The sequence below is a fragment of the Paracoccus sp. (in: a-proteobacteria) genome (assembly GCF_047605025.1).
Lineage (GTDB): Bacteria > Pseudomonadota > Alphaproteobacteria > Rhodobacterales > Rhodobacteraceae > Paracoccus.
The window spans coordinates 58,811-83,379 of the sequence record NZ_JASGGO010000017.1 but is presented as its reverse complement, the minus strand read 5'-3'; the positions used below and the strand labels follow the sequence as shown (position 1 = coordinate 83,379).

General features: G+C 65.1%; 23 protein-coding genes and 3 pseudogenes. 19 read left to right on the top strand and 7 right to left on the bottom strand.

The window, feature by feature from the left end; translation table 11 throughout:
* The 8 genes from QM682_RS11395 to QM682_RS11360 all read left to right on the top strand — a co-directional run.
* On the top strand, nucleotides 1-978 hold a 978-nt coding region (locus tag QM682_RS11395; protein WP_415129796.1), incomplete at its 5' end, for a tyrosine-type recombinase/integrase.
* Nucleotides 979-1,117: 139 nt separating this feature from the next.
* Nucleotides 1,118-1,357 carry a type II toxin-antitoxin system CcdA family antitoxin gene (locus tag QM682_RS11390; RefSeq protein ID WP_415129794.1) on the top strand — a complete coding sequence of 80 codons (240 nt, stop codon included), beginning with the start codon at nucleotides 1,118-1,120 and terminating at the stop codon, nucleotides 1,355-1,357.
* Nucleotides 1,357-1,656: a CcdB family protein gene (locus tag QM682_RS11385; RefSeq protein WP_415129792.1), complete on the top strand. Its 300-nt coding sequence runs from the start codon at nucleotides 1,357-1,359 to the stop codon at nucleotides 1,654-1,656. Before QM682_RS11390 ends, QM682_RS11385 begins: the two co-directional genes overlap by 1 nt.
* A 137-nt stretch (nucleotides 1,657-1,793) precedes the next feature.
* The gene (gene repA / locus QM682_RS11380; protein WP_415129790.1) at nucleotides 1,794-2,990 is read left to right on the top strand and encodes a plasmid partitioning protein RepA; all 1,197 of its coding nucleotides are present in this window, start codon (nucleotides 1,794-1,796) and stop codon (nucleotides 2,988-2,990) included.
* Complete coding sequence (repB, locus tag QM682_RS11375) at nucleotides 2,990-3,916, top strand: plasmid partitioning protein RepB (protein ID WP_415129788.1); 927 nt, start codon at nucleotides 2,990-2,992, stop codon at nucleotides 3,914-3,916. Before repA ends, repB begins: the two co-directional genes overlap by 1 nt.
* A 173-nt stretch (nucleotides 3,917-4,089) precedes the next feature.
* Nucleotides 4,090-5,241 (top strand): plasmid replication protein RepC, encoded by a 1,152-nt coding sequence (repC, locus tag QM682_RS11370; RefSeq protein WP_415129786.1) that lies wholly within the window; start codon nucleotides 4,090-4,092, stop codon nucleotides 5,239-5,241.
* A 902-nt stretch (nucleotides 5,242-6,143) separates the two neighbouring features.
* Nucleotides 6,144-8,381 (top strand): TonB-dependent siderophore receptor, encoded by a 2,238-nt coding sequence (locus QM682_RS11365; protein ID WP_415129784.1) that lies wholly within the window; start codon nucleotides 6,144-6,146, stop codon nucleotides 8,379-8,381.
* A 239-nt stretch (nucleotides 8,382-8,620) separates the two neighbouring features.
* Complete coding sequence (locus QM682_RS11360; protein WP_415129782.1) at nucleotides 8,621-10,027, top strand: YncE family protein; 1,407 nt, start codon at nucleotides 8,621-8,623, stop codon at nucleotides 10,025-10,027.
* Between the two features lie 193 nt (nucleotides 10,028-10,220).
* On the opposite strand, the gene QM682_RS11355 is transcribed toward QM682_RS11360, so the two are convergent.
* From QM682_RS11355 to QM682_RS11345, 3 genes are read right to left on the bottom strand one after another with little or no spacing between them, the layout of a single operon-like run.
* On the bottom strand, nucleotides 10,221-11,000 hold the full coding sequence (locus QM682_RS11355) for an ABC transporter ATP-binding protein (RefSeq protein WP_415129780.1): 780 nt from the start codon (nucleotides 10,998-11,000) through the stop codon (nucleotides 10,221-10,223).
* Nucleotides 10,993-12,015 carry a FecCD family ABC transporter permease gene (locus QM682_RS11350; protein WP_415129778.1) on the bottom strand — a complete coding sequence of 341 codons (1,023 nt, stop codon included), beginning with the start codon at nucleotides 12,013-12,015 and terminating at the stop codon, nucleotides 10,993-10,995. The genes QM682_RS11355 and QM682_RS11350 overlap by 8 nt, the downstream gene beginning before the upstream one ends.
* Nucleotides 12,012-13,070, bottom strand: a complete 1,059-nt coding sequence (locus tag QM682_RS11345; protein WP_415129776.1) for an ABC transporter substrate-binding protein — start codon at nucleotides 13,068-13,070, stop codon at nucleotides 12,012-12,014. Before QM682_RS11345 ends, QM682_RS11350 begins: the two co-directional genes overlap by 4 nt.
* Before the next feature lie 82 nt (nucleotides 13,071-13,152).
* On the opposite strand from QM682_RS11345, the gene QM682_RS11340 reads away from it, so the two are divergent.
* From QM682_RS11340 to QM682_RS11315, 6 genes and pseudogenes are all read left to right on the top strand, one after another.
* Nucleotides 13,153-13,884 (top strand): substrate-binding domain-containing protein, encoded by a 732-nt coding sequence (locus tag QM682_RS11340; protein ID WP_415129774.1) that lies wholly within the window; start codon nucleotides 13,153-13,155, stop codon nucleotides 13,882-13,884.
* Nucleotides 13,885-14,004: 120 nt separating this feature from the next.
* A complete protein-coding gene (locus QM682_RS11335) occupies nucleotides 14,005-14,259 on the top strand; it encodes a hypothetical protein (RefSeq protein WP_415129772.1) in 255 nt (84 codons plus the stop codon).
* Between the two features lie 105 nt (nucleotides 14,260-14,364).
* Nucleotides 14,365-14,748 (top strand): annotated as a pseudogene (locus QM682_RS11330) (ATP-binding protein); the annotation flags it as partial.
* 213 nt (nucleotides 14,749-14,961) lie between these two features.
* On the top strand, nucleotides 14,962-15,771 hold the full coding sequence (locus QM682_RS11325) for a transglutaminase-like domain-containing protein (RefSeq protein WP_415129770.1): 810 nt from the start codon (nucleotides 14,962-14,964) through the stop codon (nucleotides 15,769-15,771).
* Nucleotides 15,772-15,888: 117 nt separating this feature from the next.
* Nucleotides 15,889-16,776, top strand: a complete 888-nt coding sequence (locus QM682_RS11320; RefSeq protein WP_415129768.1) for an SHOCT domain-containing protein — start codon at nucleotides 15,889-15,891, stop codon at nucleotides 16,774-16,776.
* 35 nt (nucleotides 16,777-16,811) lie between these two features.
* A complete protein-coding gene (locus QM682_RS11315) occupies nucleotides 16,812-17,057 on the top strand; it encodes a hypothetical protein (protein ID WP_415129766.1) in 246 nt (81 codons plus the stop codon).
* Between the two features lie 109 nt (nucleotides 17,058-17,166).
* On the opposite strand, the pseudogene QM682_RS11310 reads toward QM682_RS11315, so the two are convergent.
* The 4 genes and pseudogenes from QM682_RS11310 to QM682_RS11295 form a co-directional block, all read right to left on the bottom strand.
* Nucleotides 17,167-17,418: pseudogene (locus QM682_RS11310) on the bottom strand (transposase domain-containing protein); the annotation flags it as partial.
* A 133-nt stretch (nucleotides 17,419-17,551) separates the two neighbouring features.
* Nucleotides 17,552-17,799: pseudogene (locus tag QM682_RS11305) on the bottom strand (FGGY-family carbohydrate kinase); the annotation flags it as partial.
* 68 nt (nucleotides 17,800-17,867) lie between these two features.
* Nucleotides 17,868-18,899: a GntR family transcriptional regulator gene (locus QM682_RS11300; protein ID WP_415129764.1), complete on the bottom strand. Its 1,032-nt coding sequence runs from the start codon at nucleotides 18,897-18,899 to the stop codon at nucleotides 17,868-17,870.
* Nucleotides 18,875-20,416 carry a UxaA family hydrolase gene (locus QM682_RS11295; protein WP_415127558.1) on the bottom strand — a complete coding sequence of 514 codons (1,542 nt, stop codon included), beginning with the start codon at nucleotides 20,414-20,416 and terminating at the stop codon, nucleotides 18,875-18,877. Before QM682_RS11295 ends, QM682_RS11300 begins: the two co-directional genes overlap by 25 nt.
* A 192-nt stretch (nucleotides 20,417-20,608) precedes the next feature.
* On the opposite strand from QM682_RS11295, the gene QM682_RS11290 reads away from it, so the two are divergent.
* The 5 genes from QM682_RS11290 to QM682_RS11270 all read left to right on the top strand — a co-directional run bounded on the left by QM682_RS11290 (nucleotide 20,609) and on the right by QM682_RS11270 (nucleotide 24,569).
* Entirely contained in the window at nucleotides 20,609-21,289 is a 681-nt protein-coding gene (locus QM682_RS11290) for an amino acid ABC transporter permease (RefSeq protein ID WP_415129762.1), read from the top strand.
* Between the two features lie 11 nt (nucleotides 21,290-21,300).
* On the top strand, nucleotides 21,301-21,945 hold the full coding sequence (locus tag QM682_RS11285) for an amino acid ABC transporter permease (protein ID WP_415129760.1): 645 nt from the start codon (nucleotides 21,301-21,303) through the stop codon (nucleotides 21,943-21,945).
* A 63-nt stretch (nucleotides 21,946-22,008) separates the two neighbouring features.
* Nucleotides 22,009-22,728, top strand: coding sequence for an amino acid ABC transporter ATP-binding protein (locus tag QM682_RS11280; RefSeq protein WP_415129798.1), 720 nt, complete (start codon nucleotides 22,009-22,011; stop codon nucleotides 22,726-22,728).
* Nucleotides 22,729-22,758: 30 nt separating this feature from the next.
* Nucleotides 22,759-23,568 carry a transporter substrate-binding domain-containing protein gene (locus QM682_RS11275; protein ID WP_415129758.1) on the top strand — a complete coding sequence of 270 codons (810 nt, stop codon included), beginning with the start codon at nucleotides 22,759-22,761 and terminating at the stop codon, nucleotides 23,566-23,568.
* A gap of 74 nt (nucleotides 23,569-23,642) precedes the next feature.
* Nucleotides 23,643-24,569 (top strand): dihydrodipicolinate synthase family protein, encoded by a 927-nt coding sequence (locus QM682_RS11270; RefSeq protein WP_415129756.1) that lies wholly within the window; start codon nucleotides 23,643-23,645, stop codon nucleotides 24,567-24,569.

Sequence of the window (24,569 nt, the reverse complement as noted above, 5' to 3'; positions counted from 1 at the left end):
CGCGGCACGCCGGCGAACACGCTCAGGGCCTGGGAAAGCGATCTCGGCTATATCGTGGCCTGGCGGCAGGCGCGCTTCGGCGCCGGGCCGGGCTGGCCCGAGCGCGAGGAGGTGGCGCTGGCCTTCGTGCTCGATCACAGCCGCGATCTGGCCGAAGCGGCGGAGGACGATCCCGCCCGGCTGGCGGCAGAGTCGCTGATCGGGGCCGGGTTGCGCCGCGGGCTCGCCTGCCCTGCCCCCTCGACGCTCGACCGCCGCATCGCGTCGTGGCGGGCGTTCCACCGCATGCGCAACCTGGCCTCACCCTTCGAGGCGCCGATCCTGCGCCAGGCCCGGCAGAAGGCCCGCAAGGCGGCCGATCGGATCCCGGCCCCGAAATCCGCCCATCCGGTCACCCGCGATGTGCTGCGCCAACTGCTCGACGTGTCCGGCCCCGGTCTGCGCGGGCTGCGCGACCGCGCCCTGCTCTGCCTGGGCTGGGCATCGGGCGGAAGGCGGCGGTCCGAGATCGTCGCCCTCGATGTCGAGGATCTGGATCTGACGGACCTCGCGGCAAAGGGCCTGATCCGGCTGCGCCTGCCCGGCACCAAGACCACGACAAGGGGCGATACGCCGCGCCTGGTGCTGCAAGGCACGCCGGCGCACGCGGTGACGGCCTGGATCGACGCCGCCGGGCTGACCACAGGGCCGCTGTTTCGCCGCATCACCCGCCACGACACCATCGGCCGCAACCGGCTTTCCGCCGCCGGAGTGTCCGAGATCCTGCGCCGGCTGCTGCGCGATGCCGGCCTGCCCGCAGGCTTCGCCTCGCCGCACGGGCTGCGCTCAGGCTTCCTGACCCAGGCGGCGCGGGACGGGGCGCCGCTGCAAGCGGCGATGAAGCTGTCGCTGCACCGCTCGCCGCAGCAGGCGCAGAAATACTATGCCGATGTCGAGATCGCCGAAAACCCCGCGGCAAGCCAGTTCGACGCGGGCTAGCGCGACCCTGGCGAAAGCCCTCGCCGCGTCCTGCGGCGGTGCGGCGCAAACCCCGCCAGGGTCTTGGGCAGGCAACGGGCCGCGCCTTGCCACGCAGTCCTCATGCGCATAGCATATGCGTATAACCCAAGGATGCGCCATGCCCCCTGCCCCCGAAAGCCCGCGCAAACCCGCGAACCTGTCGCTGGACCCGGCATTGCTGGCCCAGGCCCGCGCGCTTGGCATCAACCTGTCACGCGCCGCCGAGGCCGGGCTGCGCGATGCCGTGCGCAAGGCGCAAAGCGAGGAATGGCGCCGCGACAACGCCCCGGCCCTTGCCGCCTCGAACGCCTGGGTCGAGGAAAACGGCCTTCCATTGGCGCCGCATCGCCCGTTCTGATGGCGCGGTTCCAGTTCTATCCTGCGCCCGGCAGCCCCGGCTATCTGCTGGACGTGCAGGCCGACCTGCTGGACGGGCTGAACACGCGCGTGGTGGTGCCGCTGATGCCGGTGGCGCGGGCGCCCCGGCCGGCGGCGATCCTGAACCCGGTCTTCGACATCCTGCAACAGCCGCATGTGATGGTGACGCAGTTCCTTTCCGCCGTGCCGGCCAGCCTGTTGCGCCAACCGGCCGGCTCGCTTTCCCCCCGGTCCGCGCATATCATAAGGGCGCTGGACTTCCTGTATCAGGGCTTCTGAGCGCCGCGAGACCGGCCGCAGCCGGCGGATTTCGAAAAACTTCTTGTCAGAATCGCCGCTGTCGCGCATTTAATTACGGAACAAACAGAATAAGACGGTCGAAAGCGTAACAACCGGCCGCAGGCGATGAGGACAGGATGCAGCGAAAGACTCGCATCGACAAGCTCGTGGGGGAACATGCCCTTGCGCTTTCCAGCCGGCTGCAAGCGCATCGCGCCCAGCTATTCCCGCCCGATGCCAAGCGGCAATTGCGCAAGTTCACCAGCGGCGAGGTCGCCGAGCTTCTGGGCGTCAAGGACGCCTATCTGCGCAAACTGGACCTGGAAGGCCGCGGTCCCAGCCCGGAAACCCGCGCCGGCGGCCGACGCTATTACACGCCCGAAGACATTCAGGCGCTGCGCGAAATGCTTGAAAAGGGTGCGAAATCCCCCGGAACCTATCTGCCTGGCCGGCGCGGGAACGACCATTTGCAGGTCATCACCGTCATCAATTTCAAGGGCGGCTCGGGCAAGACCACGACCGCCGCGCATCTTGCGCAGAAGCTGGCGCTGGACGGCTATCGGGTGCTGGCCATCGACCTTGACCCGCAAGCCAGCCTTTCGGCGCTGCATGGCGTGCAGCCCGAATTCGACCTGGAAAACGGCGGCACCATCTATGACGCGATCCGCTACGCCGATCCGGTGCCGATCAGCAGCATCATCCAGAAGACCTATTTCACCAATCTCGACCTGATTCCCGGCAATCTTGAGCTGATGGAATATGAGCACGAGACGCCGCGCGCGATCATCGAACGCAGCGGTAAGATTTTCTTTACCAGGATCGGTGACGCTCTGGCCGAGGTCGAAGCTGATTATGACGTGGTGGTGATCGATTGCCCGCCGCAACTGGGGTTCCTGACCATGTCGGCGCTGTCGGCCGCCACCGCCATCCTGGTGACGGTGCATCCGCAGATGCTGGACGTGATGTCGATGTGCCAGTTCCTGCTGATGACCTCGAACCTGCTGGGGGTGGTCGCGGATGCGGGCGCGGATATGAACTATGACTGGATGCGTTATGTCGTCACCCGCTATGAGCCCGGCGATGGGCCGCAGAACCAGATGGTCAGCTTCATGCGCTCGTTGTTCGGGGAAAACGTCCTGAACCATCCGGTGCTGAAATCCACTGCGATCTCGGATGCGGGCATCACCAAGCAGACGCTCTATGAGGTTGAAAAATCCGCATTCACCCGTTCGACATACGAGCGGGCGATGGAAAGCCTGAACGCGGTCAACGGCGAAATCGAGTCATTGATCCAACAGGCATGGGGCCGCAACGGCACGGGAAAGGGTGACTGATGGCACGCAAGGATCTGCTCAAGGGCCTGATGCAGGCCGCAAGCCCCGCCCCCGAGGAAGAGGCGGCCGCCCTGCCCCGCTATAGCCGTGGCGCCATCGGCGCCGTGTCGCGCGGGATCGACGATCTGAAGCGCCGCGCGATCAGCGACGTGCCAGCCGACATGATCGACAATGCCGGCCTGCGCGACCGGCTGGACCAGGATGCCGAGGGCATCGAGGCGCTGAAGGAATCCATCCGCGAATACGGCCAGCAGGTGCCGGTGCTGTTGCGCCATCACCCCAACATCGAGGGCCGCTACGAGGTGGTCTATGGCCGGCGCCGGGTCGCGGCGCTGAAGGCGCTTGGCCAGCCGGTCAAGGCCATGGTCCGTCACCTTGACGACCGCGCGCTGGTGATCGCGCAGGGCCAGGAAAACAGCGCCCGCAAGGATCTGTCCTTTATCGAGAAGGCGCTTTTCGCGCAGGCCATGACCCGCCAGGGCTATGAGCGCAAAGTGGTCTGCGACGCGCTGATGATCGACAAGACCGTGCTGTCGCGGATGCTGACCGTGGCGGACAACCTGCCGCAAAAGCTGATCGCCGCGATCGGCAGTGCGCCATCGGTCGGGCGTGACCGCTGGCTGGCCCTGGCGCAGCGGGTGCGGGACCGGGACCTGGAGGCGACGGTCGCCTCGGCTCGGGGGAGCAGTTCGGATGAGCGGTTCGAGGCGGTTTTCATCGCGACGGCCCCTGCCCGCCGCCCCGCGCCCGCCCCGCGCGAAGTCACCGATCCCGCTGGCAGGCGCATCGCCGAAATCCGCGGCAGCGGCCGAAAGACGGTGATCGAACTGGCCGGCGACGACCGCGAATTCGGCGACTGGCTGGCCCGCAATCTTGAAGAGATTCATCGTAACTGGCTGAAAGAAAAGGGCCAGAACGGCGAATGACAGGCTGAAACCATCACAGGAGGCACGATTACGGCAAAAAAGAAGCCCCCCAGGACATGACATCCCGAAGGGCCGCTCTTTCGATCTAGCACCTCGAATTTAGCGGCAAATGTTGACAGCTGTCAACAGCGTCTTTTCCAGGCGATGGCTGATTTTTGTCCGCGTGAAATCACATGCAGCACATTTCAATGACGCCCTTTGGGCGGCAGCCGGTGACGGCTGGCCTGTTGGCAAGTCATGCGCTTGCGGGCAGCCCTGCCCCGCTGGCCGCAGTGGACAAATGGCACCTGCTGCGCGACCTGACCGCCGCCCGCAAAAGCTATGGCATCAGCGACCGCGATCTTGCCGTGCTTTCGGCGCTTCTAAGCTTTCATCCGCAGCGCGCGCTACAGGATGATGCGGCGCTGGTGGTTTACCCATCGAACGCCTCGCTGTCCGAACGCGCGCATGGCATGGCGGAAAGCACGCTACGCCGGCACCTGGCCGGGCTGGTCAATGCCGGGCTGATCCTGCGCCGCGACAGTCCCAACGGCAAACGCTTTGCCCGGCGCACGGTCTCGGGCGCGAAGCAGGCATTCGGTTTCGACCTGCGGCCCCTGCTGGCCCAAGCCGGGACCATCGCGCGGAATGCCCAGATCGCGCATGAGGCCGCAACAAGCCTGCGCCTATTGCGCGAGGAAGCCGTGCTGCTGCTGCGCGATGCCGCCAAGCTGATCGCCTGGGGCCAGCAACAGCTTCCCGGCAATTGGGACCGTCTAAGCGACGCCCTGGCCTTGACGCAGCGCGGCCTGCGCCGCAAGCCGGACGCCGATCTGCTGCACCGCCTGATCGCGGCCTCGCGCGAATTGCTGGCCGATATACGGTCCCAATTGCCCCATGAAGCACAGGAACCAAGCGGCAATGACGCCCAAAATGAGCGGCACCAACAGAATTCAAACCCAGAATATCTTGAATCTGAATCTGGCGAAGAAACGGCGATTGCCCAAGCTCCGGCCAACCTGCCCCTGGAAATCGTGTTGAAAGCAACCCCCGAGATTCAGGTTTACGCCCAGGAAAGCATCCGTAGCTGGCGCGATCTGACCCATCTTTGCGATTTCCTGCACCCAATGCTGGGGATCCCGGAACAGGTCTGGGCACAGGCTTGCGGCGCAATGGGCCGCGAATGCGCCTCGGTGACGCTGGCCTGCATAATGCAGCGCCTGACCAGTATTTCACGCCCAGCGGGATACCTGCGGCATTTGGCGACCAAGGCCAGTTCGGGTGATTTCAATCCGGGACCGATGGTGATGGCGCTGCTGCGCACCGAATCCGCGCCAGCGTGCTAATGCCGGGGCTCGCGACCAGTATCGGTTGCGGCTAGGACTGAACCCCGGTGCATTGTGGGGTCAGGGCAGGGCCGTGACGCGGAGGACAGTTTGACGGTCAAAGAAAGTTGACAGCTGTCAACTTCGCACCAAGGCGGCTAACCGATCATGACCGCCGCCTGGCAAGCTTGGCATAGGGCTGTAGCAAGCAGGCGCGCCGATGGTCTGGTCATGCGGCTTGGGTCTTTGGCCCAGCCTTGGGCGCAAGGTGTCGCAGCGGACGGGCAGGGTGCAGGCGTCCCTTGCAAAGGGTATCCAGGCAGGCCCCAAAAGAACGGCATGGCCGATCCGCAAAGAGGCGATGCGCTTGGGGTCATGAAGAATAAGGCGTGAAGAATAAGCGGCCCCAGAGGGCGGTCATCGTGATGCGGGCTGCCGATTGCAGCGGGGCAGGGGGCGTGGCCGGGATAAATGCCCGAGCATCCGGCTTCAGGGGGCGCCTCAACCGCCGATTTCGGCAAAGCTTCCAGGCTTGGGACAGCGGGAAGGGCAGGGGAGTTATTATCGTAAAAGGAGAGTTTGTTTTAACAATAACACCCATACGGATATGCGCCTGACCTTGCGGGAAAGGGGCGGCATGTCGTCAAGCTTGCGGTGATCACGAAACTGTGGCCAGCGGGACACAGATCACCCGGTCGGTTCCGGTAAAAGGCCGTGGCGACTGACTTTTCCAATAGATTAGTGCAATAGCACATAAGCTTTAGCATGATCCTGGGACCGCGCGCGTTTTTTGCGTCCCAAGGGGTCGCTTAGCCAAACATCACCATAAGCACCAAGCCGGTAGCCGGGTTTTCGGCCTGCCCTGCCACGCAGTGGCAATTAGCCAGGATGCTCATTTTAGTCAATTGAAAGGGTATCAACCTATGCGAAGAACACGGACGCATATCGTTTCGACGACCACCGCGATGGGGATGGTCCTGTCGCTGTCCGCCTATGCCGGGCATGCGCAGACCGCGGCAGAGGATACAGACGCAAGCGGTGTCGTCACGCTGGATACCGTCGTGTTGACCGGGACCGGCGATGCCGAGACCGCCTATCGCGCCGACAGCACCATCGGCCGGGTCGCCACCGATCCCAAGCATGTCGCCCAGACCATTACCTCGGTGACGGCCAAGCGCATCTCGGACCAGAACATCCGCTCGAACCTGGACCTGCTGCAAAGCTCGCCGGGTGTCGACGTGACCGGCAACGAAGGCTTTACCCGCGTGCGGGGCTACAGCGCGCAAAGCGCCATCGACGGGATTTCGGTGGGCAGTTTCGTCGGCCGCACCAGCGCCGACCTGACCCCCTTCGAGCAGGTCGAGATCCTGAAGGGCCCCGCATCGCTGTTTGCCGGCAGCGGCTCGCCCGGCGGGACGATCAACTATACCTTCAAGCGGCCGCGCGACGCGGAATCGCTGGAATTCAAGCTGGGCGCCGGCGATCCGTCCTCAAAGCTGATCACGATGGATTACAACTTCGCCCCCGCGATGGACGGCCGGCTGCGGGCGCGGGTCGTGGGCTCCTGGGAAGATCGGGACCTGACCGCCCACCCGGAACGTTTCGACCGGCTGTCGGTCTATGGCGTGACCGAATTCGACCTGACCGACCGCACCACCTTCCGGCTGGGCTATTGGCACCAGCGCGAGGATTCCGTCCGCAGCTTCCGCCAGGCGCTGCCGGCCTATAGCGATGGCGGGCTGATCGACTTTCCAAAGGGCACCACGCCGACGCAGGACTGGAACCTTTACAAGTTCCGCGCGAACTGGCTGAACCTGGACCTGGAACACAAGTTCAACGACCGTTGGAGCGGCAAGCTGTCCTTTCGCAAGGGCTCGTCCGAGCATCCCTCGATCTATGCCGTCGCCCGCAGCGGCATTTGCAGCGGGCCGAACGCGGATATAGGCTATATCAGCACCGGCATCGACCGCGCCAATCCCGATGGCCGCCAGTGCTTCGGTGCGGAATGGTGGAGCGATTACAACGACAATGAAATCTACGACGCCACGCTGACCGGCTCGGTGAATGCATTCGGGCGCAGCCATGATGTCGTGCTGGGATTTACCCAGGAAAACAGCTGGTTCCGCCGCGTCGATGGTCTTCATGCCAATCCGGCGGACGAGTTCATCCTGGACATCTTCAACCCCAATTCGCATGTGCGCGGGCCGCTGCCGATCGGGCCGATGGAGGCCCTGGAGGCGAAAGGCACGCCAAGCGAGAAATACAACCTGTTCGGCCAGATCACGATCAACGCGACGGATCGGCTGCGCTTTCCGGTCGGAGGACGCTTCACCTGGCTGAAGACCTCGGACGGCGATTGGACGGCGAAGGGCGAGTTCACCCCCTCGCTGGGCGTTGTCTATGACGTGACCCCCGAGATCACCGCCTATGCGCAGTTCTCGCGCATGTTCACCGCCAATACGTCCAGCTATGGCTGGAACCCGGCATGGGAGTCGGGCGAGGCGCATGCCGCCGAGGATGGTGTCCTGCTGCCGAACGTCACCGGCACGCAGAGGGAAATCGGTATCAAGGCCGATGTCTTCGGCGGGCTGGCGCTGGCCACGGCCTCGATCTTCGAGATCAAGGAGCAGAACCGCGCCCGCGAGGATACCGATCCCGATCACCCCTATCTGGGCAGCAGCCCCTTCCGCGTCGCCACCGGCGAGACCCGCAGCCGCGGCGCCGAACTGTCGCTGGTCGGTGAAATCCGGCCGGGCTGGGACATCGGTATCGGCTATGCCTATATCGACGCCAAATATATCAAGGACGATTCGGTTCAGGGCGTGGCCATCGGCACGGCGAAGCATTCGGGCAATATCTGGACGAATTACAACTTTACCTCGGGCAGCCTGGACGGGCTGAGCCTGGGCGGCGGGCTGCGCTTTTCGGGCAAGTTCAAGGGTTCGACCACCGACGCGGATGATACCAACCGGGTCAAGGCGCCGGGTTATGGCGTGGTCTCGGCTCGGGCCGGTTATCGGATCAACGACAATTTCACCGCCGTGCTGAATGTCGATAACCTGTTCGACAAGACCTATTACGAGATCGCGGGCAGCGTCGGATCGGGCAACTATCACGGCGAGGGGCGCCGCGTCTCGCTTAACCTGACCGGCCGCTTCTGATCATGGGCCGGCCCGCCATCATCCTGTCTTGGATGGCGGGCCGGTTGATCGTCGGGAAAACACCGACATCAACAGACCTCAATGGCCTGGCGCGGTCGTTCAGAGCCAGCCAAGGAAGTGCCTCGCCAATGGCATGGAAATTGTTGACAATTATAATCGGGAATATATTGCTGCGCAGGACCGAAGCCAGACCGGATCGCCGGCCGCGCCCTTAACTTCCCAATCCCAAGGAGATCCGCATGATCACGAACCCGCGTCACCGAACCCGCACGCTGCTGGGGACCTCGCTGCTGGCGCTTGGCCTTGCCGCCGGGCCGGTGCTGGCCGACAGCATTTTCACCCCTACCTCGGATGTGTTCGCCGGCTCGATCAGCGCCGATGCCAGCGAGCGCGGCGCTTCGATCTATCCCGGCACCGAAGTCACCATCAGCGGCGAGGACCTGATCCCCGGCCAGCGGATCACGCTGATGCGGGGCAATACCGTGCTAAGCGCCGACGGCCCGCTGACCGTCGATGCCGAGGGCAAGATCAGCTTCAACCTGACCGTGGACAGCGCAGCCGCGACCGGCGTTCAGCCCATCGTGGCCATCGCCGAGAACCCAGCCGCTGCCACGGTGGTGGAAATGAAGGTCTCGCCCCAGATCCCGCTGTCGGGCGAGGAGAAGTTCACTATCGAAAGCAAGCCGGTGACACGCGGGCTTTATCAGGTCGCCTACAGCCCGAAATCCGATGCGCTGTTCGTGACCGCCGCCGTGGGCCGCCCGCCAGTCGCCGAATCCTCCGTGAGCAAGCTTGACCCGAAGACGCTTGAGGTCGTGGCCTCGATCACCCCGCCCGCCGCGCCGGCCGGCGCCGATGGCAGCGATGGCGGGGTCTTCGCCGTTTATGGCGTGGATGTGGATGACGTGAACGGCAATGTCTGGGTCAGCGTGACCCGCCAGAACAGCGCCGCCGTCTACAAGCAGGATGACCTGTCGCTGGTCAAGCAGTTCGACGCCGGTTCGGTCGCCCACCCCCGCGACGTTGTTGTGGACGAGGCCCGCGGCCGCGCCTATTTCAGCACCAGCTTCGAGCCTTATGTCGCGGTCTTCGACACCGCCACGCTTGAGCCGCTGGACCCGATCCAGATCGCCTCGACCATCCGCCGGGAGACGTTCGGCGTCCGCAGCGTCCAGGTGGATGAGGCGGCGGGCAAGCTGTTCGCGGTCAGCATCAGCACGCCCGAGGTGGCTGTGGTCGACCTGAACAGCGGCGCGGTTCGCGTCCTGGCGCTGAAAAACCTGCTGGCCGGGTCGGATGCGGCCTATGATCGACAGGAGGGGCTGATTTTCGTCGTCGGCCAGGACAGCGACAACCTGCTGATCGTCAAGGAGGAAACCGGCGAGATCCTTCATGACATCGAGGTCGGGGCCAACCCGCTGAGCGTCAGCTTCGATTCGGACAGCCGGCTGGCCTATGTGGCGGTTCGCGGATCGGATACGCTGACCGTGGTCGACCCGGAGGGCAAGATCGTCGCCAACCTCGATGGCGGCAGTCTTCCCAACCAGGTGCGCGTGCTGGAAAGCGGCATCTACGCCACCAACAAGTCGCGCGGCGAGAACGACGCGCGGGGTGACCGCATTGCGCGCATCAGTCCGGCGCAATAACCTTGGCGGGGCGCGGGCGGCATGGACCGCCCCGCCCGACACGAGCAGGGGCGGCCGATGAACGCCCGGCCCGCGTCGAAGCCGGCAGAGCCTGCCGCCGACATGCCTGGAACGGGAAAACCCCGGCTTGGGCGCGGCGCCACCCCCGGCTTGCCTGTCAAAATGGGCATGTTCCTGTGGGCATGACGATTTGTCAGGCCCTCCCGGAGGGCTGCGGGCGATCACCGTAAAGCGGCACCACCGCCCGATGCGCGCGACTGCCGTTCTGGATCCCGACGATCCTCACCGGCAATCCGTAGAGCGTGGCGATGCGGTCTTCGGTCAGGATCTCGGGGCAGGGGCCGAAGACGGGCGCCGCATCGGGCAGCATCAGCAGCGCCTTGTCGGCGATGGCCAGCGCGTGATTGGGCTGGTGCGTGGTCATCATCACCGCCAGCCCGCGATCCGCCAGCCTACGCGCCAGCGCCAGCACTTGATCCTGATTGCCGAGGTCCAGCGCCGAGGCCGGTTCGTCCAGCAGCAGTGCCGCGGGCTCGGCGACGATGGCGCGGGTGATCAGCACCATCTGGCGCTGGCCGCCCGACAGCGCGTCGAAATGCGCCCCGGCCAGATCAGCCAGACCGATGACGGAAAGCGCCTCCATCGCGGCCTCGCGGTCCTGCCTTCCCGGCATCCGCAGCAGTCCGATATGGCGGGCCCGACCCATCAGCACCATGTCGATGACCCGGTAGGGAAAGGCGCGGGCGAAGTCCTGCGGCACCAGCGCCGTCCTGCCCGTCACCGTGACGCGACCCCGCGAGGCTGCGCGCAGCCCTGCCGTCACCCGCAGCAAGGTGGACTTGCCGCAGCCGTTGGGGCCCAGCACGGCCATGACCTCGCCCGGCTGGACGGCGAAATCCAGGTCGCGGAACTGCCAGCGCCTTGCGTCCCAGGAATGGCCCGCGCCTTCGGCAAGGATCAGCGGTTTAGCCATCCGTCCGCCTTTCCCGCATCCGCCACAGCAGCAGCGCGAACATCGGCGTGCCGATCAGGGCGGTCAGGACGCCCAGCGGGATTTCCGAGGCGCTGATGCCGCGCGCCGCATCGTCCACCAGCAGCAGGAACGTGCCGCCCATCAGCGCCGAGGCAGGCAGCAGCACCTGGTGATCCGCACCGACCAGCATCCGCGCCAGATGCGGCACCACCAGCCCGACCCAGCCGATCATCCCGGAAACCGCCACCTGCGCCGAGACGATCATCGCCGTCAGCACCAGCAGCAGCCAGCGCAGCCCGGCGACCGGCACGCCCAGGGCGCGGGCATCCTCGTCGCCCATCGACAGGATGTTGATCCGCCAGCGCAGGGCCAGCAGCACCATCCCACAGGCGATGACCGGCCCGGCCAGCAGCAGCGCCTTGCCCGCATCGGCGGTGGCGAAGCTACCCAAGAGCCAGAAGACGATCACCGGCAGCGTGTCCTGGCTGTCGGCCATGAACTGCACCAGGCTCACCAGCGCGCCGAAGAAGCCCGAGACCACGACCCCCGCCAGCACCAGCACCAGGATATTGCCGCGCGAGACCGCCGCGCTCAGCAGCCAGACCAGCACCAGTGCCGAGAGGCCGAAGACGAAGGCTGCCCCCACCAGCCCCAGTTGCTGCCAGCCGGCAAGGATCGCCAGCGTGCCGCCGAAGGCCGCGCCCGAGGAGACGCCCACCACCTGCGGCCCGACCAGCGGGTTGCGGAACAGGCCCTGCAAGGTTGCCCCGGCCAGCGCAAGCCCCGAGCCTGCCAGCACCGCCATCAGCACGCGCGGCAGGCGGACCACGACGACGACGCTCCATTCCACCGGCGCGACCGGCTCGGCGGGGGGCAGCCATGGCGACAGCAGGATGCGCACCACCCGCCCCGGCGGGATGTCGAAGCGGCCGATCCCCAGCGAGGTGATGGCGCTGGCGGCCAGCAGCGCCGCCAGCGCCCAGAGGATGCGCCTCTCGCGCCGCGCCGGGTTCACGGCTGGTAGGGCACGCGGTAGAAGCGCTGGTAATAGGCATCGGCGCGGGCATCCATGTCGATGTCCTCGAACCGCTTGGGATAAAGCGTCTTGGCCATCCACAATTCGCCCAGTGCCATGGCCTCGGGCATCGGATAGCCCCAGGCCTTGGCATATTCCGGCATCAGCCAGACCCGGCCGTTCTTGACCGCGTCGATCGGCTGCCAGGCCGCGCCGGTCCTGATCTCGTCCACCACCGCGGGATAGCGGTCCTGCACGAAGATCACCTGCGGGTTCCAGCCAAGGATCTCCTCCATCGTCACCTGCTTGTAGCCATGGATCGACTCTGCCGCGACGTTCTTCGCGCCGGCATAATCCATCATCAGTCCGGTATATTTGCCGGTGCCATAGGTGGTCAGGTCCGGGTTCGCCATGTAGGATCGGACGCGGCCGCCCTGTGCCACATCCGCCAGCCGCTCCGCGACCAGCGCCCGCGATTCCGTCGCCGCGGCGATCAGTTCCTCGCCCGCCTCGGCCTTGCCGAGGATGTCGGCGATCAGCCGCACGCCCTGACGAAAGCCGTTGTCATAGGCCGTGGCCTCGTCGCCCGCCACCTCGGGGCTTTGCTTCACCGCCTCCTCGGGCGGCACTTCCAGCAGCGAGATCGCGACCACCGGCAAGCCGACCGCCTCGATCTGCCCGCGCATCTCGGCGGGAGCATAATTGGTGACGAAGACCACATCGGGCTTGAGCGCCAGAAGCTCTTCGATGTTCACGCTGGTCAGGCCGCCGGGCGTGCCCAGGGTCTCGATCCCTGGCGCCAGCCGGAGGAAACCGGGGCCGAGCTGCTTTTTCCATTCCTCCAGCACGCCGACGATCTGGTCCTGCGCGTCAAGCTGCACGGCGATGTTCAGCGTCTGGTGCTGTAGGATGACGGCGCGCTTGATGGTGTCGGGAAGGGTGACATCATTCCCGATCTGGTCGGTGAAGCTGCGCTCGGCCAGCACGGGCGCCGCAAGGCCGACGGCCAGCGCGAATGCAAGCGACGAGATCAGGCAGCGATCAAGCTTCGACATCGGTTCCCCCAGAAGGTCTATTGAGTGCATGTGATTCGATATGTTCAGTCAAACATATCCAACCGAAAGGCACAGGACCAGAATGCCGGAGATCATCCTTGCCAGCGCGGGCAGCCTCGCGCCTGCCCTGTCGGAGTTTGCTGATCGGTTCGCTTCGGAAGCCGGCCATGCCGTCCGCCTGCGGTCCGGCCCCGCCGGACTGCTGACCCAGGAAATCCTGAAGGGCATGCCGGCCGATGTCTTCGTCTCGGCCAGTCCGCAGGGACCGGCGGAACTGTGGCGCAAGGGTCTATATGGACAACCCAGGACCATCGGCCGCAACCGGATGGTGCTGGTGGTGCATCCGGATGTCGAAACGTCGCGAAACAGCGCCCGCGCCCTGCTGGCCGATCCGCGCTGGCGCATCGGCATGTCCACCCCCGGCGCCGATCCAAGCGGCGACTATACGGCAGCTTTCCTTGACCGGCTGATCGCAACCGATCCTTTCCGCTGGCGCGGCCTGCGCGATCGCTGCGTCAGCCTTTACGGTGCGGCGCTGCCCGATGGTCCCGCCCCACCGCGCAGCCCGGCGGTGGAGGCCCTGTGCAGCCGCAAGGCCGATATGCTGATCGCCTATGCGACCACGGCCGGCCGGATCGCCGAGGCCCTGCCCGGCGCAAAGATACTGCCCCTGCCGCCGGAGATCGCTCTTCCGACCGAAATCTGCGCCTGCGTCCGGTCCGGCGCGCCGGACCCGGCACGGCGGTTGTTCGAGGCGTTGCAACGCCCAGAATGCGCCACGATCCTGCGGCGGCATGGCTTCATCGCCGCTTGAAGGACCGGGGCGGGCACAACTTTTGACGATGTCTGCCCCCATTGCGGGAAGGGGCAATGACATGCTCATTTCGCTGATCTGCTGGTGGGCGGAAGCCACCGGCAGCGACGCGCCCTGGCCATGACTGATCTATATCAGTCTGGAATTAATATAGAAATTCTTCTTACCAAGAACGTCTGCAACGATTATTTGGCAGCAGATGACGCTTCCCCTATTATTTTCATTCAGCATGAAAATAATAGGGGAAGCGCGTTGGAATCGTTATCCGCCAATGCCGCGGGGCTGATAAGGGAACTCATCCGCAACTGCGGTGTGACCCGGCTTGGCCTTCAATCGGCATTGGGCGCCACGCTGTTGTTTCTCACCCAGAACTGAGCCGTTTAAGCGCATAATTTTCACTGAGAACTGAGCCATGTGAACCTTCCCCCAACGCGGTGAGCGGCGGGGGCAACGGAGTGATCCACATGGGACTTTTGAACATCATCCATCGAACTGGTCAACGCCCTCGAACAGGAAAAGGCCAAGGGCAAGGCAGGGCAGATCGCCGAGGGGCTGACCAAGCTCGACCTCGTGATCCTGGATGAACTTGGCTATCTGCCCTTCAGCGCCTCGGGCGGGGCGCTCCTGTTCCATCTGCTGAGCAAGCTCTACGAGCGCACCAGCGTGGCGATCACCACCAACCTCAGCTTCAGCGAATGGGCCACGGTCTTTGGTGATGCCAAGATGACCACTGCCTTGCTCGACCGCCTCACCCACCGCTGTCACATCCTGGAGACCGGAAACGACAGCTTCCGCTTCAAGGCAAGCTCAGCCGCTGCAGCCCGGAAAAAGAAGGAGACAAACCCGCCCTCGACCCCAGCTTGAACCAAAATCCATAATCAGAGGTGGCCCACTTCTCGGTGATAAAACCGGCTCAGTTCCGTGTGAGATTCAACAGCTCGGGATACCCCGGAAATTCTGATACAAGCCTGCTTTTCTGCTATGCATGTGCCATGCGGTCCCGAAGCCTTCCCGCGGCCGGGCCGCTGTGCCAAAGGACATCGGAATCCCCGCAGGGGTCCATCAACCGGAGACCAGATGCTCATACGCTATGGATACGAGATCACCGTCACCTGCCCAGCCCCCACGCCGCTGGTCTGCCTGTTGGCGGTTCATGAAGAGCGTGCCAATGATCTGCGTACCCCCGAGACCTTCTTCACCACGCCGGCCGGGTTGCCCAACTGGACCTATCTCGATCTTTTCGGCAATCGCTGCCGCAGGCTGACCGCGCCCGCCGGCGATCTGACGATCTGGGGCGATGCGACCCTTATCGACAGTGGCCTGGCGGACCCGATCCTGCCGGAAGTCCGTGAGGTGGCGGTGGCCGAGCTGCCGGACCATTGCCTCGTCTACCTGATGGGCAGCCGCTATTGCGAGACCGACCGGCTGAGCCAGATCGCCTGGGATCTGTTCGGCGCCACGCCTCCGGGCTGGAACCGGGTGCAGGCGATCTGCGATTACGTCCATGACCATATCAAGTTCGACTATATGCAGGCCCGCGCCACCCGGACCGCCTATGAGGCATGGCAGGAGCGTATCGGCGTCTGCCGCGATTTTGCGCATCTGGCCGTGGCGCTGTGCCGTTGCCTCAACATCCCGGCCCGCTACGTCAACGGACATCTGGGCGACATCGGCGTGCCGGTGGTCGATCCGATGGATTTCAGCGCCTGGATGGAGGTCTGGCTCGACGGTGGCTGGCACAGTTTCGATCCGCGCAACAACAGGCCCCGCATCGGCCGGATCGTGGTGGCGCGCGGGCGCGACGCGGCCGATGTGCCGCTGATCAACTCATTCGGGCCGCATGTCCTGAAATCGTTCCGCGTCTGGACCTATGAGGTGTCGGAGTAAGGGGGAAAGCCAGCAGCCCGGACCAGAGCCGATGCCATTCATGCCACCGCGCGCGGGGGCATCGAGGTCAGGACCGCCCGGCGTCGGCTGCTGATCGTTCGGGCACGCACTGATCGGGTGGCGCGCGGCCAAGACGCATTGTTGAACGCGGCGCGATGGCATAAGCTCACCTCTGTCAAACCGGGGGACTTCGGCATGTTACTGACTGACGAGGGGCACCTGCGTGTCGCGGAAATCGCACAGCGGCACGGGTTCAGCGTGTCCGCGACAGAGGCGATGCTGGCCGCCATGGTTCACGGCAACGGCAGCCAGGCGCAGTTCAACCACCCGGAATTCGGCGGCATGGGCCAGTGGTCCATGGGCGGAATGCTGATGATCGGCGATATGTTCAACAACGGGCTGAAGTTCCGCGTGGACGGGCTGGCGCAGGAACTGTCCGGCCTCATCGGTTCGTCCTCGTTGTTTCAACCCGCGCGCGCAGCCGGGGCCGGTTTGTTTGCCGCGTCCTCGATCTGGCCGGCCGAGCTTGGTGCGCCATCATCGAGCGGCGCGCAGAACGACATGCAATATGCGGTCTTCCCGGCGCACCACCGGCTTGCGGTGATGCAGGGCGGCAGAATGGCCCTGTATGACACCGGCAATCATTTGATCGGCGGCGTGTCCCAGCAGCAGGGCGGCGGCAATGCCCTGCTGTTTTCAAGCCAATATGGGCCGGTCTCGCTGGACAGCCTGACCCCCGTCGCCCTTCCCGGCACCACGCCGGCCACGGCGCCCAAGCCCGCTGAAACGCCGGCAGAGCCACCCGCCCTTACAGCATCCGATGTCGCCTCTCCTGTCCCCGCCTATGCGCCGACCGCTCCGGCGCCCCGCACGACAACCAGGCCCGCTTCAGATGATGGCTCGATCTTCGCCATCATCGAGCAGCTTCATGGCCTGTTCAGCCGCGGCATCCTCACGCAGACCGAGTTCGAGGCCAAGAAGGCTGAACTGCTGGGCCGTCTGTGACGTGATCCCGCGGGCGACAATACCCCGTTTCTCGCATGCTTGAGCAGGTTGAAGAAGCTCTCGGCGGCCGCATTGTCATGACGGTTGCCGCATCGCGACGCCGTCCTGGCAGCGGCAGAGGTCCGCTGGATTGCCATGCGCGGCATGACCGGAAGCCGTCGAACCCTTCCGCGCCTGGCAAAGACGCTGATCGACCATATGGCCTGGCGCAAGTGATGATCCGCGCGAATGCCGATTCCGACATTATCGTGCCGGAGCCGAACCAATATGAACCAGCATGATCGGCCCTTGCTTCGACCGCTCCGCTGACACGGAAGGCTGGACTTGCAGGTGGTCGAATCTTTCAGGGCAGCGCCGGGTTTCACCGTAGGCATCCGGCGTAGGCCAGAGTTATGCGGCTCTGTCGATCGGGCTGTGCTTCCAGTTCCAGGAAAGAGGTTCCGGCAGGCGTGACAGGGATATTTCTGGCGTCCGGGCAAGGATGTCAGCCAGCCATGCCCGGGGAGCCATGTCATTCACCCTGGCGGTGACGATCAGGGAACACATGAAGGCAGCACGTTCGCCGCCACGCGGTGATCCGGCGAAGAGCCAGGCTTTCCGGCCAAGGGCGGCACCGCGCCCTTGGCCGTCAGCGGCACGGTTGTGTCGTAAGCGCTGTCAGCGCATCACCTTCCGGTCCCTGTCCTGATCGCCTCATTGGAGGTGTATGTTCGTCGATCAGCCGGTCCCCGCCCGCCAAAGCCCCCCCGGCCCGGCAGAGCAAAGGAAAAGCCGCTCATGTCACTTCCATCGTCGCCTTCACGGCCTTTTTCCATCGCTCATAATGCGCCTGTCTGTCCGCTTCCGCCATCCCCCGGCTCGAAGCGGCGTTCCAGGGCCCAGGTGCGGGCAAACGCCTCGGGGGGGCGGGCAGAGGCCCGTGCCCAGGCCCGCCAGATAGGCAGCACCCAGCGCAGTGGTCTCGGTCATCTGCGGCCGGTCCACCGGCGCGCCCAGAATGTCCGACAGGAACTGCATCGCCCAACCGCAAGAACGCCCTTTTCGCTGGCCATGACGCCGGTGCGGAAAACCGGGCTGTCATCGCTTCGCCTTCATGGCTCCAATATATATGGCAGTTCAGCCACCTTCTGGCTGCTGCGAAAGGCAGCGAGGCGATGGACGGCTTTTTGTGCGGAGAGTTCCAGGTGCCTGACCAATGTTTCGCGCACCGTGGCGGGATCTTGCGCCCGCAGCGCGGCCAGGATTTCGAGGTGTTCGCCCGTGAAGGGATCGACGCGGGCCTCGGCGCCCAGTGCGAGCTGGATATGCTTTCCGGCGACCAGGATGCAATGGCTGCGCTTGAGCGTCTCGGCGATCTCGGGATTGCTGCCATGGCCCAGGCAGTCGATATGCAGGTCGGCTTCCAGCAGGTCCAGCTCGCCCACGGTCAGGCGGGGGAAACGCTGCTGGGCGCGCAGCAGCCGGGCCTCGATCCTGTCCAGACGCTCGTCCGGGATGCGGCCGATGGCGCTGGTCATGGCCACGGGTTCCAGCAGGATGCGCAATTCGTAAAGGTTTTCGAACCGCGCCTCGTCCAGCGGCACGATCCACCAGCGCGACCCGTCGTCCTTGTAGACGATCCCGACCTCGCGCGCGTGGATCAGCAGGTCACGGGCCACGGTGCGGCTGACCTCCAGGTGCCGGGCCAGCGCCAGTTCGTTGACCCGCGCCCGGCCGAAGACCGAGCGCAGGATGATCTCGCGTTCGAAATCGTAGTAATGCGGCTGCCAGGCGAAGCTTTTGGCGCTGATGCCGTCCTCGCCGTCCAGCAGCAGCATGTCGGGGACGATCTTCACGCGGCGCGGGATTCCCTTGTTGCCGACCAGCAGCCCGCGCCCGTCGAAGCGGCTGAGCAACCCCTCGTCCTCAAGCGCCGCGAGCGCGCGTTTCACCGGAGAGCGGCTGGAGCCGAACAGCGCGGCCAGCGGCCCCTCCAGCAGCACGGTGCCGTCCGGCAGGGCGCCCGCCGCGATGCTCTGGCGGATGCGGGCCTCGATGGTGGCATAGGCCGGGCCCGCGATCATGGCGGCGCCGGCCGGGGTTTGCGGGGGCTGGACGGTCAGGTTACGGCTCCGATCTGCCATGGCACGAATTCATTGTCCCCAAAGCCGTAATCCTCGCTTAGCGTATGCTCGCCCGAGGCGACCGCCAGGATCTTCTCGAAAATGCGCCTGCCCGCCGCCTCGATCGTATCGGTGCCCTGGACGATGCCGCCGCAATTGATGTCCATGTCGTCGCTCATATGTTCATACATCTGCGTATTGGTTGCAACCTTGATGCAGGGCGCCGGCTTGAACCCCGAGACCGAGCCGCGCCCGGTGGTGAAGACGATCACGTTGCAGCCGCCCGCGACCTGGCCGGTGACCGCCACCGGGTCGTAGCCGGGCGTGTCCATGAAGACGAAGCCGGTCTGGTCGATGATCTCGCCGAATTCATAGACCGCTTCCAGGGGCATCGTGCCGCCCTTGGCCACCGCGCCCAGGGATTTCTCCAGGATGGTGGTCAGCCCGCCCAGCTTGTTGCCATGCGAGGGGTTGTTGTTCAGTTCGGCGCCGTTGCGCCGTGTGTATTCGCGCCACCATTCGATGCGGTCCATCAGCTTCTGGGCCACCTCGGGGGTGACGGCGCGGCGGGTCAGCAGATGCTCGGCGCCATAGATCTCGGGGGTTTCGCTGAGGACGGCGGTGCCGCCATGCCGCACGATCAGGTCGGCCGCGTAACCCAGCGCCGGATTGGCCGAGATGCCGGAATAGCCGTCCGAGCCGCCGCATTGCAGCGCGACCTTCAGCCCGGCCAGGGGCAGGGCCGTGCGTTCGGCGGCATTCGCCTCGGGCAGCATGTCGCGGATGATGCCGCAGGCGATCTCGACCGTCTTGCGCGTGCCGCCCAGGTTCTGGATCGTCATGGTGCGCAGATGCGGCCCCTCCTTCAGCCCGAACCTGCTGACGATGGGGTCGATCTGGTTCGTCTCGCAGCCCAGGCCGATGAACAGGATGGCGGCGAAATTCGGGTTGCGGGCATAGCCGGCCAGCACGCGCTGAAGGTAAAGATAGCCCTCGCTTTGCATGTTGATGGCGCAGCCGGTGCCATGGGTCAGCGCCACCACGCCGTCCACGTTGTCGAAACCGTCCAGCCCGCCGCCGCGATTGAAGTGGTCGGCGATGGCTCGGGCGACGGTGGCCGAGCAGTTCACCGAGGTGACGATGCCGATGTAATTGCGCGTCCCCGCCTGCCCGTCGGCGCGCGCATAGCCCTGAAAGCCGCGGCGCTGCCCTTCGGGCAAAAGCGGCGTGGCGCGCGCGTCCTGCGCGAAGTGATGCGTCACATGGCTGTCCTGCATGGCCAGATTGTGCAGGTGGACATGATCGCCGGGCGCGATGGCCGCCGTCGCGATGCCGATGACCTGGCCGTATTTCAGCACCGGCTCGCCCGCAGCGATGGGGCGCAGCGCGATCTTGTGGCCGCTGGGGATCTCGGCCAGCGCGGCCAGCGTCGCGCCGTCGATCACGACCGGGGCGCCCTGGGCGATGGCCATGCGCGCGACGCCGACATTGTCCGCCGGGTTGAGCAGGATCACAGGAGAGACGGCTTCCGCTTTCATGGTGGCTTCCAGAAATGATTATTGCGCGCATAAATCAATCATGCTATGCCCCCTCAAGTCAACCGGCTGTTGACCAATAATTGGCCATGGGGAGGAGACCCGGACCGATGTGCAACACACAAATAAGCAAACAATTGGAATCACTCGGTTTCCAGACCGACAAAGACCACGCTGCACTGCGGGCGGACAGCAATGTATGAGTTCGACTTTTCGTTTCTGAACGAATACCTGCCGGACCTGATCCATGGCATCTGGCTGACCATCGGCATGACGGTGGCCTCGATCCTGCCGGGTTTCGTGCTGGGCACGGCGGTCGCGGTGGCCCGGCTGCGCGGCCGCCCCTGGGTCAAGCGCGTCGCCACGGTCTATGTCGAGGCGATCCGCAACACGCCCCTGATCATCCAGGTGTTCTGGCTGTTCTTCGGCCTGGCCGCGCTTCAGGTCCATATCGGCGCCTTCGCCGCCGCCGTCATCGCGCTGGTCATCAATGTCGGCGCCTATACCGCCGAGATCATGCGCGCCGGCTTTCAAAGCATCCCGCGCGGCCAGCTTGAGGCGGCCGACTGCCTGGCGCTCAGCCCGTTCCAGTCGCTGATCCAGATCGAGGTGCCCCAGGCGGTCGAGCGGGTCTATCCCGCGCTGGTCAGCCAGTTCGTGCTGATGATGCTGGCGACCTCGATCATGTCGCAGATCTCGGCCGAGGAACTGACGGGCGTGGCCTACATGATCCAGTCGTTCACGTTCCGCGGCTTCGAGGTCTATCTGGTCATCGCCGTGTTCTACCTGGGCCTCGCCTCGGCCCTGCGCTTCGTCCTGATGGGCATAGCCGAGGTCTCGTTCCCGCGCCGCCGCCGTCTGCGCACCCCGCTGTAAAGGTCGAAACCATGCTGGGACTTACCATCCAACAGATCGCCTATATCTTCCAGGGCGCGGGCTGGACCATCATCCTGTCGCTTCTGGGCTTCGTCGGCGGCACCGTGCTGGGCCTGCCGATCGCGCTGGCCCGGTCCTCGAACAGCATGGCGCTGCGGGTTGCCTCGTCGCTTCTGGTGCAGTTCATCCAGGGCATCCCGCTGCCGGTCATCATGTTCGTCGTCTATTTCGGCATCAGCATCGGCGGTTTCGAGGTTCCGGCGCTGGTCGCCGCCGGCCTCGCCATGACGCTTTATGCCGGCGCCTATCTGGGCGAGATCTGGAAGGGCTGCATCCAGGCCGTGCCGAAAACCCAGTGGGAAGCCGCCGAATGCCTGGCCCTGAACCCCGTGCAGCGCTTCGTCTATGTCATCCTGCCGCAGGCGCTGCGCATCGCCATCCCGCCGACCGTGGGCTTCATGGTGCAGATCGTCAAGAACACCTCTTACGCGGTCGTCATCAACTTCTTCGACCTGACCTATTCGGCCAAGGTCATCAACAACTCGACCTTCATGCCCTTTACGGTCTTCACCCTCGCCGCCGCGATCTACTTTGCCATCTGCTTTCCGATGTCGGTGCTGGCCCGCCGCTACGAACGCAAGCTGCACCGGAGCTAGGCGATGAACCAAGCCGCAATTCACAGCAAGGATATCCCCGCCATGTCAGGCTCTACCCAACCGATGGTCCGCTTTCATGGTCTGCGCAAAAGCTATGGTGCGGTCGAAGTGCTGAAGGGGATCGACCTCGAAGTCTCGCCGGGGCAGGTGATGGCGCTGATCGGCCGCTCGGGGTCGGGCAAAAGCACGGCGCTGCGCTGCGTGAACGGGCTTGAACGCTTTCAGGCGGGCGCGTTGCACGTCTGCGGCTACGACCTGTCAGCCAAGGACCTGAACCTGCGCAACCTGCGTCAGGACGTGGGCATCGTGTTCCAGAGCTATAACCTGTTTCCGCATCTGACGGTGGAACAGAACGTGACGCTGGCGCCGCGCAAGGTCAAGGGCGTGGGCCACGCCGAGGCGCGCGCCCTTGCGAAAGAGGTGCTGGCCCAGGTCGGCCTGTCCGACAAGGTGGATGCCTATCCCGAACAGCTTTCGGGCGGCCAGCAGCAGCGCGTCGCCATCGCCCGTTCCCTGGCGATGAAGCCCAAGCTGATGCTGTTCGACGAGGTGACATCGGCCCTGGACCCGGAGCTGACCGGCGAGGTGCTGCGCACCATCGAGCGGTTGGCCGCCGACGGCATGACGATGATGCTGGTGACGCATGAAATGGCCTTCGCGCGCTCGGTCGCCGATCAGGTCGTGTTCATGCATCAGGGCCGGGTCTGGGAGACCGGGCCGGGCGATATGCTGCTTGATCCGCAGACGGTCGAACTGCGCCAGTTCGTTGGCAGCGGACTGTAGAAGAACCAATCCAACGGAGGAGAAAAGATGATGAGTTTCAAAACGGCCGCCACGGCCGCCGGCCTCGTGCTGGCTGTCGCGATGGGGCTGGCCGGCCCCGCCGCCGCCGCCGATGTGCCCGCCGCGATCAAGGAACGCGGCAAGGTGCTGATCGCCATCGATGTCAGCCACCCGCCCTATGGGATGCTGGACGCACAGGCCAAGGAGACCGGCTCGGATGTCGAGACCGCCAGGCTTCTGGCCGAGGACATGGGCGTCGCGCTGGAAATCGTCCCGGTCTCGGGCGCGAACCGCGTGCCCTCGCTGCTTAGCCGCAAGGTGGATATGGTGATCGCCTCCTTTTCGATCACCGAGGAGCGCAAGAAGGTCATCGACTATTCCCGGCCCTATGGCGTGATCCCTGTCGTGATCTCGGCGCCTGCCGACATGGCCATCGCGGCCCCCGCCGATCTGGCAGGCCAAGCCCTTGCCGTGGCGCGCGGCACCACCGCCGACATCGAACTGACCCGCATCGTCAAGGAAAGCGGCGTGGACGCGAAAATCGTCCGCTACGAGGACGAAGCGACCACCAACACCGCCGTCGCCACCGGCCAGCAGAAGATCCTGGCCGCAGCACTTTCCACCGCCAACGAGGTGGCCGCGCAGAACCCCGGCCTGAACATGAAGGTCAAGCTGGACATGGCCTCCTATCCGATGGCCGTCGGCCTGCGCAAAGGCGACGACGAACTGAAGGCATGGGTCGATGAATGGGTCGGCCAGAACCTGAAAAACGGCAAGCTGAACGCGATCTACGAAAAATATTTCCACCAGCCCCTGCCCGAGGTCATCCCCGAGGGCTGAGACCGCCTGTCCTTGCCGGGCGCCGATTGTGCCCGGCAACCCGCCGCATCACTCACGTCATACAGGAACCATCCATGACCAGTCCCGCGCCCTACAAGGGCCTGTTCCCCGTCGCGCCGACGCCGTTTCTTGAAAATGGCGACATCGACATCGAAGGCCAGCGCCGCGTCCTTGACTGCATGATCGATCAGGGGGTCGATGGCATCTGCCTGCTGGCGAACTACTCCGAGCAGTTCCTGCTGACCGACGAGGAACGCCGCATCCTGACCGAGGACAGCCTGGCCCATGTCGCAGACCGCGTGCCGGTCATGGTGACATGCAGCCATTTCAGCACCCGCGTCGCGGCCCTGCGCGCGGCCCATGCCCGCGACCATGGCGCGGCCCTGCTGCTGATGATGCCCCCCTATCACGGCGCGGGCGCGCTACGCGTGGACGAACAGGCGATTTACGACCATTTCGCCCGCGTGCAGGACGCCGCCGGGATCCCGGTCATGGTGCAGGACGCGCCGCTCAGCGGGGTGCATCTGTCGGTGCCCTTCCTGGTCCGGCTGGCGACCGAACTGCCGTTGGTGCGCTATTTCAAGATCGAGGTGCCCGGCACCGCCGCCAAGCTGCGCGCCCTGATCGCCGCCGGCGGCGATGTGATCGACGGCCCCTTCGACGGCGAGGAGGCGATCACCCTGATGGCCGATCTGGATGCGGGGGCGACCGGCGTGATGTCCAGCGCGTTGCTGCCCGACCTGATCCGCCCGGTGATCGAACATCACGCCGCCGGCGACCGCGACAAGGCCGCGGCCGCCTATCAGCGCATCCTGCCGCTGATCAATTACGAGAACCGCCAATGCGGGCTGCGCGCCGCCAAGATCGTGATGGCCGAGGGCGGGGTGATCGGTTCGGACACCGTGCGCCACCCGCTGGAGCCCGTGCATCCCGCCACGCGCGCGGGGCTGCTGGAACTGGCCCGCGACGTGCAGCCGCTGGCGCTGAACTGGGGGAAATGA

Bases quoted from the DNA above. Each gene is read 5' to 3' on its own strand.
- QM682_RS11275 (WP_415129758.1), top strand. From the start codon at position 22,759: ATGAGTTTCAAAACGGCCGCCACGGCCGCCGGCCTCGTGCTGGCTGTC.
- QM682_RS11345 (WP_415129776.1), bottom strand. From the start codon at position 13,070: ATGTCGAAGCTTGATCGCTGCCTGATCTCGTCGCTTGCATTCGCGCTG.
- QM682_RS11325 (WP_415129770.1), top strand. From the start codon at position 14,962: ATGCTCATACGCTATGGATACGAGATCACCGTCACCTGCCCAGCCCCC.
- QM682_RS11340 (WP_415129774.1), top strand. From the start codon at position 13,153: ATGCCGGAGATCATCCTTGCCAGCGCGGGCAGCCTCGCGCCTGCCCTG.
- QM682_RS11315 (WP_415129766.1), top strand. From the start codon at position 16,812: ATGCTTGAGCAGGTTGAAGAAGCTCTCGGCGGCCGCATTGTCATGACG.
- QM682_RS11385 (WP_415129792.1), top strand. From the start codon at position 1,357: ATGGCGCGGTTCCAGTTCTATCCTGCGCCCGGCAGCCCCGGCTATCTG.
- QM682_RS11335 (WP_415129772.1), top strand. From the start codon at position 14,005: ATGACTGATCTATATCAGTCTGGAATTAATATAGAAATTCTTCTTACC.
- QM682_RS11360 (WP_415129782.1), top strand. From the start codon at position 8,621: ATGATCACGAACCCGCGTCACCGAACCCGCACGCTGCTGGGGACCTCG.
- QM682_RS11270 (WP_415129756.1), top strand. From the start codon at position 23,643: ATGACCAGTCCCGCGCCCTACAAGGGCCTGTTCCCCGTCGCGCCGACG.
- QM682_RS11280 (WP_415129798.1), top strand. From the start codon at position 22,009: ATGGTCCGCTTTCATGGTCTGCGCAAAAGCTATGGTGCGGTCGAAGTG.
- repC (WP_415129786.1), top strand. From the start codon at position 4,090: ATGCAGCACATTTCAATGACGCCCTTTGGGCGGCAGCCGGTGACGGCT.
- QM682_RS11365 (WP_415129784.1), top strand. From the start codon at position 6,144: ATGCGAAGAACACGGACGCATATCGTTTCGACGACCACCGCGATGGGG.
- QM682_RS11300 (WP_415129764.1), bottom strand. From the start codon at position 18,899: ATGGCAGATCGGAGCCGTAACCTGACCGTCCAGCCCCCGCAAACCCCG.
- QM682_RS11290 (WP_415129762.1), top strand. From the start codon at position 20,609: ATGTATGAGTTCGACTTTTCGTTTCTGAACGAATACCTGCCGGACCTG.
- QM682_RS11285 (WP_415129760.1), top strand. From the start codon at position 21,301: ATGCTGGGACTTACCATCCAACAGATCGCCTATATCTTCCAGGGCGCG.
- QM682_RS11390 (WP_415129794.1), top strand. From the start codon at position 1,118: ATGCCCCCTGCCCCCGAAAGCCCGCGCAAACCCGCGAACCTGTCGCTG.
- repA (WP_415129790.1), top strand. From the start codon at position 1,794: ATGCAGCGAAAGACTCGCATCGACAAGCTCGTGGGGGAACATGCCCTT.
- repB (WP_415129788.1), top strand. From the start codon at position 2,990: ATGGCACGCAAGGATCTGCTCAAGGGCCTGATGCAGGCCGCAAGCCCC.
- QM682_RS11355 (WP_415129780.1), bottom strand. From the start codon at position 11,000: ATGGCTAAACCGCTGATCCTTGCCGAAGGCGCGGGCCATTCCTGGGAC.
- QM682_RS11295 (WP_415127558.1), bottom strand. From the start codon at position 20,416: ATGAAAGCGGAAGCCGTCTCTCCTGTGATCCTGCTCAACCCGGCGGAC.